We start from the raw sequence: 14,205 nt of genomic DNA, 5'->3' as shown, positions 1-14,205 counted from the left end.
CATCAAATATGAATAAAAAATCACAAAAGAGCAATAGCTAAGGGAGAAATATGCATAATTAATTTTTAACTAGGATATGACTAAACTAATATTTTAAGAAATTATTCAATAACTCATGGCCTTGTTCGCTCAAAATGCTTTCAGGGTGAAACTGAACGCCTTCGATTGGTAAGGTTTTGTGCCGTATTCCCATGATTTCATCAACATCACCGTTATTCAGTGACCATGCGGATACATCAAAAGAAACAGGAAGTGTCTCTGCGGCAATAACCAGAGAGTGATAACGAGTGACTGTCAGCGGACGGTTCAAACCTTTGAACACGCCTTGATGGTTATGATGGATTGCAGATGTTTTGCCATGCATCACCTCACGAGCTTTGACCACAGATGCACCAAAAGCTTGGCCTATGGCTTGGTGACCAAGACAAATGCCTAATATAGGCAGCTTGCCCGCAAAATATTTTATTGCCTCAAGGGAGATCCCCGCTTCATCTGGTGTGCATGGCCCAGGTGAAATCACCAGATGTGTAGGCGCAAGCTGTTCAATTTCTTCGATGGTAATTTCATCATTACGTTTTACAACAACCTCAGCCCCTAACTCACAAAAGTATTGGTAAAGGTTGTAAGTAAACGAATCGTAATTATCAATAAGTAGAAGCATAGTAGCCTATCCGACTGATTTTTATCATTATATATTATTTCCAATGCATATTTTTTTGATGTTGGCAATCAGAACGATGATTAAAACACCACAAAAAATATCAAAGGGCGGCTATCATATCACAGCCAAGGCAGGAAAATAGCCTATTTAAGTCAAGGAATGCTTTTTATCTCTGAAAATTTCCATATAAAAATCATGGGATTATATTTACACTCCCATAACAACTTCATAATGAGATTAAGAATTACTTTAAATACAAGGTAGTAAAAGTATTTTTAAATACGGTGAGATTCTGACAAACTTTTCGTAAGTGTCACAATAAAACCGCAGAGAGAAAGGTCAATTTGCAAACGAAAGTGGGTAAACGCATTCGTTTACCCACAAAGCTGTATTACGGTTTTTTAATCACTTCTGCGGAAATAATTTTGATCGGTTCAACAGGGACATTTTGATATGGGCCAACATTCTCAGTTTTCACTTTAGAGATTTTATCTGCCACATCCATGCCTTTAACCACTTTACCAAATACGGCGTAGCCAAAATCACGTTGACCATGATCTAAGAATGCATTGTCAGCAACATTAATAAAGAACTGGCTTGTTGCACTGTCTTTGTTTGCTGTACGTGCCATGGAAATAGTACCGCGCAAGTTACGTAAGCCATTATCTGCTTCATTTTTGATAGGTGCACGGGTTTGTTTTTGCTGTAAGTCTTTATCGAAGCCACCACCTTGGATCATAAAGCCTGGGATCACTCGGTGGAAGGTTGTTCCATTGTAATAGCCTTCATTGACATATTGAACGAAGTTTTCTGTCGTCACCGGCGCTTTCTTACTGTTCAATTCTAATTCGATATTACCCGCTGACGTCACTAATTTGACATAAGTTTCACCTGCAGATAATGCAAGAGAGGAGGCGCTCATTGCGCAAACGGCCAAAAGTGGCACAAAAATTCGTTTTAACATGTAAGATCCCTTTCGTTATGACGCATGACAACTGCAATTAGCCAATTCTAGAGTGAAGACGCCGAGATTGCTAAAGATTTACCTATATTTACGCCAAAAGCTTGAAAAACACCAAATGCGTTAGATTGTAGACCAATTGTGATGATTTCTCCATTGCCCCCTTTTACTACTATTATCCATTTATTCAATATAGGTAACGTAAGCACTGTCAATATTTCGAGTTGTCGGAAGAGGCAAAGCAAAGCTATAATCCCCCAGCCTTTTGAGGCTAACTCAGGGAGAACGACCAATGGCAATTAAAAATCATAACTATCAGATGGCAAAATTTGTCATTAGTGCACCCGATATCCGTCATCTACCCAAAGATACGGGTATTGAAGTGGCTTTTGCTGGCCGCTCAAATGCAGGTAAATCCAGTGCGTTAAACGCATTAACACAGCAAAAAAGCTTAGCACGTACCAGTAAAACACCAGGTAGAACGCAGCTAATCAACCTATTTGAAGTTGAAGAAGGTGTGCGCCTTGTTGACCTTCCTGGTTATGGTTATGCCGAAGTTCCTGAAGAAATGAAGCGCAAATGGCAACAAGCTCTTGGTGAGTATCTGCAAAAAAGAGAGTGTATTAAAGGCCTCGTCGTTTTAATGGATATCCGCCATCCGCTAAAAGATCTCGACATGCAAATGATCGAGTGGTCAGTGGCAATGAATGTTCCCGTTTTAGTTTTGCTAACAAAAGCCGATAAACTGGCTTCAGGTGCAAGAAAGAAACAGCTAACAGAAGTGCGTGAAGCACTGGCCCCATTAGAAGGGGATATTCAAGTTGAATATTTTTCTGCGCTGAAAAAAATAGGCGTTGATAAACTGCGAATTAAGTTAGATAGCTGGTATAACACACCGGCTTAACCTACCGAAGAGGTGAGTCACCTGTGGCTCACTTGTCTACTTTAACTCTAATCATCTGAAATTTAGATAAAAAAATGCTCCAGCCAAAAATTTTTGACTGGAGCAGCTAATATTCAGCTAAATCCGATTACGTGAAGTAAAAGGTCTGAAAGATAGAACATCTTACCTCTGTACCCTACGCCTATTAATGTACTTTATTTTTCGCACAAAAAAAAGACTTTTTGTAGTTTTTTTTCAAAGCTTACTACGATTCAGCTCTGCATATTGCCTATGAATTCGTTAAAAACGTACTTTTATTACATATTTATGAGATCTAAATCGCATAATAAACCCCATTCCCATCTCTACGATATATTTAAAATTCAGTGTTTTACCCATGAATTATCTGCAATGTAAAGGGAATAAAACGCCGCCAAATTTTGCGTAAACACCACGAGAAAAAATATGCTAGGCATAAAAATACCCCAAAAGTTGTCGCTAACCTTTGAGGTGCCTTACATGATCTTTCCGCCGAGTTTTTTCTTTTGCTGCTAGTTTTTTGCTTCTAAAGCCGTTTACCTATTAATACTCTATATAGTTCATGTTGTGGCAAGGCGGTGAGTGAAGACAGCTTGGGGAGCATACAAAAGTATGTGCCCCAAGTGGCTGAATGAAACCAACACCGCCACAGCATGAAAAATGACGAGTATTAGTGGGCTTCGTCCCAGTTATCGCCAATACCCACTTCCACTTTAAGCGGCACAGCCAACTTCAAGCTTTGTTCCATCAGCGTTTGTACCTGAGCTTGAACGCGCTCTAATTCTGATTCTTTGACTTCAAAGACCAACTCATCATGCACTTGCATTAACATGTCGGCTTGTGGTTTTTCCTTTTGCAACCAGTTATCTACGGCGATCATCGCTTTTTTGATGATATCAGCAGCAGTCCCTTGCATTGGGGCATTGATGGCTTCACGCTCAGCGGCCTTACGACGCATACCATTGCTGGATTTAATATCGGCTAAGTACAATCGACGACCTTCCAAGGTCTCAACATACCCCTGTTCAGATGCCTGTAAGCGGGTATTTTCCATATAACGTAATACCCCAGGATAACGTTCAAAATACAGATCCATATAGCGTTGAGCTTCGCCGCGGGGAATACCTAACTGGCGCGCTAAACCAAACGCACTCATACCATAAATTAAGCCGAAGTTAATCGCTTTTGCGCTACGACGTTGATCGCTAGTCACTTTATCGAGAGGCACACCGAACACCTCTGCCGCCGTCGCTTTATGGATATCTTTTCCTTCTGCAAAAGCAGTGAGTAAGCCTTTATCTTGTGATAGATGCGCCATAATGCGTAATTCAATTTGCGAATAGTCAGCCGCCATGATTTTGTAACCGTCCCGCGCGACAAAAGCTTGGCGAATTCTGCGCCCCTCTTCCGTTCTTACTGGGATATTTTGTAAATTTGGATCCCGCGAAGATAAACGCCCTGTGGCCGTCACCGCTTGGTGGTAAGAGGTATGAACGCGACCAGTGCGAGGGTTAATCATCAAAGGCAGTTTATCTGTATAGGTCGATTTCAATTTGGCTAAGCTTCTGTGCTCCAGAAGCAATTTAGGCAACGCATGGTTAAGTGCCAGCTCTTCCAGCACTTCTTCATTTGTCGAAGCTGCACCACTTGGCGTTTTCTTAATCACCGGTAATTGCAGCTTTTCAAATAAAATTGTCTGCAACTGTTTTGGTGATGCAAGGTTGAACTCTTCACCTGCCAGTTCAAAAGCCTCTTTTTCCAGCTCACCTAGACGTGCCGTGATCTCTTTCGATTGTGCGGCGAGCGTCGCTGCATTAATCAATACCCCTTTACGCTCCATGCGGACTAATACAGGCACCAGCGGCATTTCGATATTTTCAAAAATGTACTTCAGTTTTGGCTCAGCTTCTAGCTGCGGATAAAGTGCTTGATGCAACAACAAAGTGACATCAGCGTCTTCCGCTGCATAATTAGCGGCCTCTTCTAAAGCAATTTGGTTAAACGTCAGCTGTTTTTTACCTTTGCCTGCAATTTCTTCAAAACTCACTGTTTTGTGGTTAAGATGGCGCTCAGCTAGGCTATCCATATCATGACGTCCCATGCCTGCCACACTGTTTAACACATAGGATTCCAACATGGTGTCATAGCCAATACCTTTAAGCTCAATGCCATAATTTTCTAAAATTTCCGCATCGAATTTCAGGTTTTGACCAATTTTAATAATTTTTTCATTCTCAAGGATCGGTTTCATCACCTGAAGCACTTCGTCCAGAGGTAGTTGAACTGGGGCATCAAGGTAATCATGACCTAATGGTAAATAGGCAGCATGACCCGCTTCAATAGCAAATGACATACCAACCAAACGTGCTTCTTGTGTGTCTAAGCCGTCAGTTTCAGTATCAAAGGCAAATAAAGATGCCGCGCTCAGTTTTTCAACCCAGCGCTGTAAATCTGTTTTGTCTAAAATGGTTTGGTAATTTTCAGCGTTAAGCGTCGGGGTCGCAGGGGCTGGGGCCTTCACTTTTGCCGTTGCTGGGGTTGGAGCCGTTTTGCGACTTGTTCCTTTGCCATCCATCCAAGATCCATTTTCGACCTCTGCGAGCCAGCGCTTGAACTCATAACGGCTAAATAGCTGATGAAGTTTATCTGCATCAATTTCAGCCATATGCAATTCTTCACACTTTTTATCCAACTCGACATCCGTCTTAATCGTTGCGAGTTGATAAGATAAAAAGGCGAGTTCACGGTTTTCGGCCATTTTAGGCGCTAAGGTTTTCGAACCTCTAAAACCAAGTGGTGCAATTGCATCAAGGTCGCTATAGATAGCGTTTAAGTTGCCAATTCCTTGTAACAAGGCTAATGCGGTTTTTTCACCAACCCCCGGCACGCCAGGGATATTGTCTGATGAGTCACCCATTAATGCTAAAAAATCGATGATAAGCTCGGGAGGAACGCCGTACTTTTCTTTCACCTCATCAGGGCCAAGAATAGTGTTGTTCATGGTGTTGATCAGTGTGATATTTGGCTCAACTAACTGCGCCATATCTTTATCACCAGTACTTATCAGAACAGGTATACCTTTACGGCTGGCCTCACAAGCCAAGGTGCCGATAACATCATCAGCCTCAACGCCAGGAACCACCAGCAACGGTAAGCCCATTGCCTCAACCATTTCATGCAATGGCGCGATTTGTGCCCGTAAATCATCAGGCATCGGTGGGCGGTGAGACTTATAACTTTCGAATAATTCATCACGAAACGTTTTTCCCTTCGCATCAAAGACAACAGCGACATGGCTAGGTTTATATTGCAATATTAAGCTTCGCAACATATTAAGCACGCCATACATAGCACCTGTAGGCTCGCCTGCACTGTTTGTTAGCGGAGGGAATGCATGATAAGCACGGTATAGGTAGGAAGAACCATCAACCAAAATAAGGGGATTTTCTGCAATCTGAGCCATAGTCTGTCATCATCTTGTTAATCGGGAATGAATACTAATAGGATGCCATAATGTGGCTTCAGATACATCTCAAGTTTTAAATTCCGCCTACCCACTCTCTAAATTCCCTTTAAACCGTCACCTTTTTCAAACCGATGACACTCTATTTAAACCAATTTGGTAATTATTCACTGTATGATTAATCCCTCTAGGCAAGAGGATATCTTGTGGATAACCCTGTGTATATATTTATGTTATTGATTAAATTCAATAACAAAGAGGCTATTCGCATATAAAAACAAGAAATAAAAATCAATAAGTTAGCGAATAGAAAGATTGACTTAACACAAGATGAAGGAGGTAGTCGGATTGTGGATATTGATTTAGCTACTGAGGGAAATAACTGGATGGTGGCACAATTGCCACCATCAAGAGGAATTACTTTTTGTTAATTAAGAAATTCACCACATTGGAGAATTCTTTGCCGTAGTCTTCTGCTTTATCCACAGAAATACCGTTGTTACGGATCTGATATTTACCGTCAACAAATAAGGCTGGCACACCACGCAGTTTTAGATCTTGTGCTGCATTTTGCTGTTTTGCTACCACGGATTTCACCACAAAACTATTGAGCGCGGCATCATACTCTTCACCAGAGATCCCCGCTTTAATGAAAGCATTGCGAATATCGGCTTTGCTGTTGATAGTTTGCGTTTTTTGAATGCCTTCAAACAGAATTGGGGTCACTTTATCTTCTGCTTTCAATACGATAGCAACTGCCCACGCTTGAGTTAAATCAGCACCTAAAGGCCCTAAAAAATCAACATGGTAGCGCTCCATTTTGACGCCTTCTGGTAAATTCGCTTCGACTGTTTGCGGTACTTTATACACACTTTCAAACTGGTAGCAGTGTGGACAGTAAAAAGAGAAGAACTCTAAAACTTGTGGCAGGTTTTGCACAGGTTTAACATCAGTATACTCTTTACCTTCCGTGTAATTCGCTGCTGCACCAAAAGACATGGCAATACCAAGCAAAGCCAACATAATTTTTTTCATATACTACGCTCTCCAAAAACAAAGACTTAAATGTTAAAACTGCGGGGTTAATTGCAAAGGAGCATCCTGCAACCGTTCAATTTGCTGTGCAAACTCAATGGATTGCTTTTGCCAAAAATCATCAGCTTGTAACCACGAAAATGCCCGAGGAAATGCAGGATCTTGCCAACGGCGAATAATCCACCCGAGATAGTGCACCATACGCATTGCCCTAAGCGGTTCGATAAGCTTAAGCTGTTTTACATCAAAATCAGAAAACTCATTATAAGTTTCTAATAATGTCTCTAATTGAATAAGTTGCTCTTGACGTGAGCCATTAAGCAACATCCACAGATCCTGAATTGCAGGACCATTTCGTGCATCGTCAAAATCCACCATCCACGCTTCATCACGCCACAAAATATTACCTGGATGACAATCCCCTTGCAGCCGTAGAGTGGATAGCGTGGTTGGCCATTGCGTTTTCACCTGCGCAATCAGTTTATCCAACGATTCAATGAATAACGCCTTGTCACGTTCTTTTAGTAATGAACTCGAGACGATAATATCGCGCGGTTTATCAAGGTATTCATCCACCCCCATAGTCGGACGAAATGCAAAGTTTTTGCGCTGTCCAATTTGGTGGATCCGCCCTAATAAATGCCCCACACTTTCGAGCTGAAATAAGTTATCTGTTTCATATTGCCGTCCACCAATGCTCGGAAAAACAGCAAACATAAAACCGCCAAACTCCAATACCGTTTGCCCAGCAAACTCAAGAGGCGCAGCAACAGGTAATCCTTCTTCATGCAGCTCTAGCGTGAAATCATGCTCTTCTTGAATTTGCGACCGATTCCAGCGCTCAGGGCGATAAAACTTCACCACATAACGTTGGCGATTTTCATCTTGAAACTGAAAGACACGGTTTTCATAGCTATTTAATTCTGTCAGCCCTGATTCTAAATAGATCCCAGCTTCCATCAGCGCATCTAAAATCAAATCAGGTGAAATTCCACTAAAATGGAAATGCGAATGTTCTATCTCATCCATAATTCAATCTTTTATGATCCCACGGGCACGTAAAATAGCCGTTTTGAAGTCGTCTTCATAATCTTTTTTCAGACCTGGGATTACATCATTACTGTCTGTGCCACGCATTTTCAGATGATAGATCAATACATCATCCGTTAATTCAGATAAGCTGCCTTTAAAGCCTGCTTCATCAGCAAGTTTCTGCAATAATTCAACAAGGTTTAAATCTGAGTTATCTTTCCAAACAGGGTGCAGAAGCTCAATGACTTCATTTAAGCGATGGCATTTCATGTTTATTCCTTTATCACGAATATTCGATACACGTTATCAATAATCATACAAGAGAAAAAGCGAACTGTTGTCAATCTACGTAAAGTTTAGTGCCAATACGTACGAATATTCATTGATTTTATAGCAAAATAGAATAAATTTTAGCAATTACTATACTCGAAAGTGTTTACAGGTAAGTTAAAACATTTTCTTGAAGATATTCAAGGATATTGAATATGTCATTTCGACAATCAATTACAGGGGTTATACTGGCAGGTGGTCGAGGCACACGTATGGGCGGGCAAGATAAGGGGTTAGTGCCTTTGTTAGGTAAACCATTGTACCAATATATCCTCGCACGTTTATCCCCTCAAGTTAGCCAAGTGATGATTAATGCCAATCGCAACCAAGACGTATATAGGCAAAGTCAATTAACGGTGATTGCTGATTTAAATAGCGATTTTTCGGGTCCTTTAGCTGGTATGCAAGCTGCTCTTCACTATGCAAAAACCGATTGGCTATTATTTGTTCCTTGCGATGTGCCTTCTTTCCCATTGAATTTATCGGAAAAAATGTTTGCAGAAAAAGAACAGCACTTAGCCTGCTACGCTCAGGATACCGAGCGCGAGCACCCTACTTTCGCCCTACTGCATCGCAGTCTTCAATCCCAACTTGATGATTATCTCGCCAGAGGTGATCGTAAATTGATGCTATTTATGCGCGAAATCAACGCAAAAGGCATCACGTTCTCGTCAGAAACTGGGTCATTCGCTAACTTGAATACCCCGGAAGATAGCCGTAACTGGGAGTTACAACAAAAATTACCATGAAGCAAAATACTCTACCCCTACTCGGAATTACCGCCTACAGCGGCACGGGTAAAACGACATTATTAAAAAAAGTCATTCCATTACTTAAGCAACGTAACGTGCGTGTCGGCTTAATTAAGCACACTCACCATGATATGGAAGTGGATAAACCGGGCAAAGACAGTTTTGAGTTACGAAAAGCAGGTGCAGACCAAACTCTTGTTGCCAGCGAAAAACGTTGGGCGCTGATGACAGAAACCCCTAAAGCGAAAGAGATGGATCTGTATTATTTAGCAAGCCGTTTTGATCCCGCGTCTTTAGATCTCATTTTAGTTGAAGGGTTTAAACATGAGACGATCGATAAAATCGCTTTGTTTCGATCTGAGGTCGGAAAACCACTTAACGGCTTGATCGATAACTATGTGGTTGCTGTTGCCAGTAATGAAATTATTGATACACAAATACCACAGTTAGACATCAATAATCCTGAACAGGTGGCAGATTACATCGTTTCCTGGTGGCAAAAAACAATCAAATAGCACTTTAAACCTGATGAAGATGATATCAATAGAATAAAATGTGCGAGTTCACAGTTTCAAACTTTGTGGTTTGAATAAAACAAAAAGTTTAATTAAAGTACACAAAAGTAAATTACTGGATTGTTACTGCCCTATCAAAGGCAGGCAAAACCTGATTAGCCGATGATTTTTCATTTGGCTATCAGGTTTTTTTCGTTTTAAGGGAAATAAAAATGCGGATCGCAAAAATTTTAAATAACAATGCGGTTATCGCCCTGAATGAAAAACAACAAGAAGTTGTCGTCATGGGTCGAGGACTCGCTTTTCAAAGGAAAGTAAACGAGCCTATCGATCCTAAAAATATCGAAAAAGTATTCGAACTACGTAGTAATGAGCTAACTCATCGGTTAAGTGAGTTATTGAGTCAAATACCGCTTAATGTCATGGAGGTTTGTAACAAAATAATTGAGCATGCAAAAGCTAAGCTTGGTGATTTACATGAAAGCCTCTATATCGTACTGACTGACCATTGCAATTATGCCATTGACAGGCAAATAAAAGGTCTCTCTATTACAAATACAATGCTATGGGAAATTCAACGGCTTTACCCCAAAGAGTATCAATTAGGGTTGGCGTCGTTAGCCATCATCAAACAAGACTTAAACGTTGAGTTACCCATTGATGAAGCAGGGTTTATTGCACTACATTTCGTCAATGCTCAGCTAACGGGTGAGATGCCAATTGTCATGGAAACTATGGCGATCATGAATGAAATCATGCATTTTGTGAAATATCATCTGCAAATCGAATATCAACAAGACACCTTGAGCTACCAACGCTTTGTGACTCATTTAAAGTTTTTTACCCATCGGATGATGAGTAATGACCCCGTAGAAAATGATGATATTGAGATGCACATGGTCATAAAAGAAAATTATTCCGTGTCATGGAAATGTGCCGAAAAAATTGGTGCTTTTTTAGCGAAGAAATATCAACGACATTTAACCAACGAAGAGTGCATGTATCTCACTATCCATATAGAACGCGTTCGAAAAGAAAGTCATAGTTGAAGTCGTTAATTTAACGTTAAAAAACCGATGGATTGTTACTGCCTAAAAGCAGGCAAAACCTGATTTTTATCACTGCGTTATTGCGGTGATGGGTCAGGTTTTTTTTTATCTATTCATCAATAGCAGTGGCTTTCATTATTTAAGGAATAAAGGAATTAATTATGAAATACCAAGCTTTAGCGGAAAAAATCATCGACAGCGTGGGAGGAAAAGACAACGTGATCGATGTAATACATTGTGCAACACGCCTACGTTTTAAGTTGAAAGAAAACAAGAAAGCTAACGCTGAACAATTAAAACAAAATCCTGAGGTGATCACTGTCGTTGAAAGTGGCGGTCAGTTTCAAGTTGTGATTGGAAATCATGTTAACGATGTTTATCAGGTTGTCAGCCAATTATTGGGAATAACAGATTATTCCCCCTCTTCATCAGTAAGAATAAAGAAAAATAACGTTAAAGATAATAAAAAGGATAAAGAGAGTTTACTGAGCTATTTTATCGATATCGTTTCAAGTATTTTTACCCCAATACTTGGGATCATGGCAGCTTCGGGGATTTTAAAGGGGTTATTATCATTAGCCGAAACGTTAAATTGGCTACCTTCGAGCAGTGGAACATACAAAATTTGGTTTGCTGCAAGTGACTCTCTATTTTATTTCTTCCCATTAGTGTTGGGGTATACCGCTGGAAAAAAATTTGGCGGTAATCCATTTCTTACAATGACGATTGGGGGAGCGCTAATACACCCCACAATGATAGCCGCATTTGAGCAAAGCTTTGCAGCAAATGCCACAACTGAATATTTTCTCGGTATCCCTGTCACTTTTATTAATTATACCGCATCTGTTATTCCAATAATTTTCGCCGCGTGGTTGACCTGTTTTCTAGAAAAAAGGCTCAATCAAATTTTACCGTCGGCAATGAAAAACTTTATATCTCCATTTTTATGTCTAATTATTATTGTCCCACTCACGTTTCTGGTTATTGGACCATTAGCGACATGGATAAGCCTATTAATCGCCGAAAGTTTCCAAACCGTTTACCACTTTGCCCCAGCAATCGCGGGTGCCGTTATGGGAGGGATCTGGCAAGTTTGTGTTATCTTTGGTTTACATTGGGGAATTGTCCCCGTTAGTATCAATAACTTAAGTGTGCTTGGTCAAGATGCCCTTGCCCCTCTATTACTCCCCGCTGTTGCTGGACAAATAGGTGCCACTTTAGGCGTTCTGCTTGCCACGAAAAATGCCAAAATGAAAATCATGGCAGGTTCATCCATCACAGCAGGGCTATTTGGTATCACAGAGCCTGCGGTTTATGGTGTAACCCTTCCTCTTCGTCGCCCATTTATTTTTGGTTGTATTGGTGGAGCTCTTGGTGGTGCCATCGTTGGGTATAGCCAAACACTCATTTATTCCTTTGGTTTAATTAATATTTTCACTTTCACCCAAATTATCCCTGAACAAGGTATTGATAATACTGTTTGGGGAGCCATTATTGGTACCTCGGTATCCTTTGTTTTTGCCACCGTTGCCACCTACTTATTTGGTATCAAAAAAGACAACCTAGCCCCAGCTCCTCAAGTTGATAGTAAACCAGACTCCATGCCAAACGATATTCTGGCACCACTCAGTGGGGCTGCGATCCCTTTATCAGATACTCCGGATGAAACATTTGCGAGTGGGTTACTCGGCCAAGGGATCGCAATCATTCCAAATAAAGGGGAAGTTTATGCACCTTTTGATGGGGAAGTTGGGTCACTTTTTAAAACGGGTCATGCATTAGGGTTACTGAGCCAAAGTGGTATTGAACTGCTGATCCACGTAGGCATAGATACAGTTAAGCTCGATGGTCTGTATTTCACACCACACATTCAGCAAGGTGACACATTCAAAACAGGCGACTTACTCCTCACGTTTGACAGAGAAAAAATCCTTGAAGCAGGATATGACCTCACAACGCCTGTCATCATCAGTAATAGCGACGAATATCAATCCATTGAATTTATTGAACTCAATCAATCAATTCAACAGGGTCAAAAAGTTATAACCGTTAATAACAAATAAGGAGCTGAGAATGGCTAAATTTCCAGATTCATTTTTATGGGGTGGTGCAATCGCAGCCAACCAAGCAGAAGGGGCCTATCTCACTGCAGGAAAAGGGCTCAGTACTTCCGATATGCAGCCTCATGGCATATTCGGTCCATTGGTTAACAGAACCGACAATCAAAGCTTTATTAAAGACACTGCAATCGACTTTTATCATCAATATAAAACAGACATCCCATTATTTGCTGAAATGGGATTCACCTGCCTACGCACATCCATAGCTTGGAGCCGTATATTTCCCCAAGGTGATGAGATTATCCCTAACGAAGCCGGTCTTGCATTTTATGATGATCTGTTTGATGAAATGGCAAAATATAACATCCAGCCTGTAATTACCCTCTCCCACTATGAAATGCCCTATCATCTTGTCACACAGTATGGCGGGTGGGGAAATCGTAAAACAATCGCGTTTTTTGAACATTATGCATGTACAGTCTTTGAACGATATAAAGATAAAGTCAAACTGTGGCTCACTTTTAACGAGATAAATATGTCTTTACATGCACCAATGACAGGGGTGGGATTGCCGTCGGACAGTTCCTCTTCAGAAGTGTATCAAGCGATTCATCATCAACTCGTTGCAAGTGCTCGTGTCGTCAAGGCATGTCATGACATCATTCCAGATGCTCAAATCGGTAACATGCTCTTAGGTGGATTAGTCTATCCATTAACGTGCAAACCCGACGATGTCTGGGAAGCGATGACTGAAAACCGTAAATGGTTATTTTTTGGCGACGTTCAGTGCCGTGGGCAATATCCTGGTTATATGTTGCGTTATTTCAGCGATAATCAAATCAATCTCACTATAACCGATGAAGATATACATGACCTCAAAAACACCATCGACTTTATTTCATTTAGTTATTATATGACTGGTTGTATTACCGCAGACAAAGATGAATATGAAAAGAGACGAGGAAATATTTTCACCATGGTGCCAAATCCACATTTAGAAAGTTCAGAGTGGGGATGGCAGATTGATCCAAAAGGCATACGAACGCTATTAAATATATTATGGGATAGATATCAAAAACCCCTATTTATTGTCGAAAATGGTTTAGGGGCCGTAGATGAAATCACCCCTGAAGGTAATATCAATGACGATTATCGTATTCAATATATCAATGACCATTTGATTCAGGTTCATGAGGCTATTCAAGATGGTGTTGATATTATGGGCTACACCAGTTGGGGACCCATTGATATCGTCAGTGCCTCTAAAGCTGAAATGTCAAAACGTTACGGTTTTATCTATGTGGATCGTAATGATCAAGGTGATGGCACACTAGAAAGAAAACGCAAAAAAAGTTTTTACTGGTACCAAGGTATTATTAAAAGCCAAGGGGAGTTATTGCGCTAATTAATTTACAGACAACCTCG

The 14,205-nt window shown here is 40.7% G+C and carries 12 protein-coding genes; 6 read left to right on the top strand and 6 right to left on the bottom strand.

What is annotated here, in order from left to right; all coding sequences use genetic code 11:
* Positions 1–85 precede the first annotated feature (85 nt).
* The gene (locus tag AB6N04_RS18175) at positions 86–661 is read right to left on the bottom strand and encodes an aminodeoxychorismate synthase component II (protein WP_369309632.1); all 576 of its coding nucleotides are present in this window, start codon (positions 659–661) and stop codon (positions 86–88) included.
* 391 nt (positions 662–1,052) lie between these two features.
* Positions 1,053–1,625 (bottom strand): peptidylprolyl isomerase A, encoded by a 573-nt coding sequence (gene ppiA / locus AB6N04_RS18170; protein WP_369309631.1) that lies wholly within the window; start codon positions 1,623–1,625, stop codon positions 1,053–1,055.
* Between the two features lie 289 nt (positions 1,626–1,914).
* Between ppiA and yihA the strand changes: the two genes are divergently transcribed.
* The gene (gene yihA, locus AB6N04_RS18165; RefSeq protein ID WP_369309630.1) at positions 1,915–2,526 is read left to right on the top strand and encodes a ribosome biogenesis GTP-binding protein YihA/YsxC; all 612 of its coding nucleotides are present in this window, start codon (positions 1,915–1,917) and stop codon (positions 2,524–2,526) included.
* Positions 2,527–3,214: 688 nt separating this feature from the next.
* Here yihA and polA read toward each other — a convergent pair.
* The 4 genes from polA to AB6N04_RS18145 form a co-directional block, all read right to left on the bottom strand.
* Positions 3,215–6,007 carry a DNA polymerase I gene (gene polA, locus AB6N04_RS18160; protein ID WP_369309629.1) on the bottom strand — a complete coding sequence of 931 codons (2,793 nt, stop codon included), beginning with the start codon at positions 6,005–6,007 and terminating at the stop codon, positions 3,215–3,217.
* 417 nt (positions 6,008–6,424) lie between these two features.
* Positions 6,425–7,042 (bottom strand): thiol:disulfide interchange protein DsbA, encoded by a 618-nt coding sequence (gene dsbA / locus AB6N04_RS18155; protein ID WP_369309628.1) that lies wholly within the window; start codon positions 7,040–7,042, stop codon positions 6,425–6,427.
* Positions 7,043–7,075: 33 nt separating this feature from the next.
* Positions 7,076–8,071, bottom strand: a complete 996-nt coding sequence (locus AB6N04_RS18150; protein WP_369309627.1) for a serine/threonine protein kinase — start codon at positions 8,069–8,071, stop codon at positions 7,076–7,078.
* A 3-nt stretch (positions 8,072–8,074) separates the two neighbouring features.
* Entirely contained in the window at positions 8,075–8,344 is a 270-nt protein-coding gene (locus AB6N04_RS18145) for a YihD family protein (RefSeq protein ID WP_206084828.1), read from the bottom strand.
* Positions 8,345–8,559: 215 nt separating this feature from the next.
* On the opposite strand from AB6N04_RS18145, the gene mobA reads away from it, so the two are divergent.
* From mobA to ascB, 5 genes are all read left to right on the top strand, one after another.
* Positions 8,560–9,153 carry a molybdenum cofactor guanylyltransferase MobA gene (gene mobA, locus AB6N04_RS18140; RefSeq protein ID WP_369309626.1) on the top strand — a complete coding sequence of 198 codons (594 nt, stop codon included), beginning with the start codon at positions 8,560–8,562 and terminating at the stop codon, positions 9,151–9,153.
* Positions 9,150–9,671: a molybdopterin-guanine dinucleotide biosynthesis protein MobB gene (gene mobB / locus AB6N04_RS18135; RefSeq protein WP_369309625.1), complete on the top strand. Its 522-nt coding sequence runs from the start codon at positions 9,150–9,152 to the stop codon at positions 9,669–9,671. The genes mobA and mobB overlap by 4 nt, the downstream gene beginning before the upstream one ends.
* A 212-nt stretch (positions 9,672–9,883) precedes the next feature.
* Positions 9,884–10,720 (top strand): BglG family transcription antiterminator LicT, encoded by an 837-nt coding sequence (gene licT / locus AB6N04_RS18130; protein WP_369309624.1) that lies wholly within the window; start codon positions 9,884–9,886, stop codon positions 10,718–10,720.
* A 161-nt stretch (positions 10,721–10,881) separates the two neighbouring features.
* Positions 10,882–12,783 (top strand): PTS beta-glucoside transporter subunit IIABC, encoded by a 1,902-nt coding sequence (bglF, locus tag AB6N04_RS18125; protein ID WP_369309623.1) that lies wholly within the window; start codon positions 10,882–10,884, stop codon positions 12,781–12,783.
* Positions 12,784–12,793: 10 nt separating this feature from the next.
* On the top strand, positions 12,794–14,185 hold the full coding sequence (gene ascB, locus AB6N04_RS18120; RefSeq protein ID WP_369309622.1) for a 6-phospho-beta-glucosidase: 1,392 nt from the start codon (positions 12,794–12,796) through the stop codon (positions 14,183–14,185).
* Positions 14,186–14,205: the final 20 nt, after the last annotated feature.

This window comes from Providencia rettgeri (genome assembly GCF_041075285.1).
In the GTDB taxonomy this organism is placed as follows: Bacteria; Pseudomonadota; Gammaproteobacteria; order Enterobacterales; family Enterobacteriaceae; genus Providencia; species Providencia rettgeri_G.
This window is presented reverse-complemented; position numbering and strand designations above follow the sequence as displayed.